General features: G+C 71.8%; 1 protein-coding gene. It reads left to right on the top strand.

The features are described 5' to 3' along the window. Window positions 1–1,230, top strand: a 1,230-nt coding sequence (locus tag FOE67_RS26090; RefSeq protein WP_194444781.1) for a cytochrome P450 family protein, incomplete at its 5' end; no start/stop codon positions are given. Window positions 1,231–1,257: the final 27 nt, after the last annotated feature.

The raw sequence follows: 1,257 nt of genomic DNA, 5'->3' as shown, positions 1-1,257 counted from the left end.
CCCGGCGGCGCCCCGATCGTGCTCGACCCCCTGGTCCGCGACCGCGAGGGGGAGATCGCCCGGTTGCGCGCGGCGGGTCCGATCACCCGGATCGACCTGCTGGGCGCGGTGGCCTTCTCGGTCACCGACCACGCCGAGGCCCGCCGGCTCCTCACCGACCCCCGGCTGGTCAAGGACATCAACCGGTGGAACGCGTGGCGGGACGGACGGATCACCCGCGAGTGGCCGCTGATCGGCATGATCGACGCCGGTCGGTCGATGTTCACCGTGGACGGGGCCGAGCACCGCCGGCTGCGCGCCATGACCGCCCAGGCGGTCACCCCCCGGCGGGTGGAGGGAATGCGCCCGGCCATCGAGCGGATCACCGCCGAACTGCTGGACCGGGTCGCCGAACAGGGCGCCGACGGCTCCCCGGTGGAGCTCAAGGAGACGTTCGCGCTGCCCCTGCCGATGCGGGTGGTCAGCGAGCTCATGGGCGTGGACGCCAAGGACCATCCGCGCCTGCACGAGCTGTACGAGGCGTTCTTCTCCATGCTCACGCCGCAGGAGGAGCGGCTGGCGGTCATCGAGGAGATGGACGTCTTCTACACCCGGGTGGTGGCCGAGAAGAAGGCCGCGCCGGCCGACGACCTCACCTCGGCGCTGATCCTCGCCGACGAGGGCGGCGAACCGCTGACCGACGAGGAGGTCATCGGCAATCTCAAGGCGATGGTGGCGGCCGGTCACGAGACCACCATCAGCCTGATCCTGCACGCCGTCCGCACCCTGCTGAACAACCCCGATCAGCTGGCGCTCGTGCTCTCCGGCGAGGTCGGCTGGGACGCCGTGATCGAGGAGACCCTCCGCTGGTCCTCCCCCTCCACCCACCTCCTGATGCGCTTCGCCACCGAGGACATCGAGATCGCCGGGACCGTCATCCCCGAGGGCGAGGGCGTCGTGATGTCCTACGCGGCCATCGGTCGCGACCCGGCGCAGCACGGCGAGGACGCCGACCGGTTCGACATCACCCGGGAGATGCCGATCCGACACATGGCCTTCGGCCACGGGCCGCACATCTGCCCGGGCGCCGCGCTCTCCCGACTGGAGGCCGCCGTCGCCCTGCCGGCGCTCTTCGAGCGGTTCCCCCGGATGGCGCTCGCCGTGCCGAACGAGGAGATCCGCAACATGCCGGTGATGACCCAGAACGACCTGGTGGCCCTGCCCATCCTCACCGACGCGGCCGGCGGCTGAGATCACGGGGGCGCCGCCCCCGACCCG

Source organism: Streptomyces calidiresistens, from assembly GCF_014141525.1.
Classification (GTDB): domain Bacteria; phylum Actinomycetota; class Actinomycetes; order Streptomycetales; family Streptomycetaceae; genus Streptomyces; species Streptomyces calidiresistens.
Note: the sequence above shows the minus strand (reverse complement) of the source record. Positions and strands in the feature narration are given on the sequence as shown.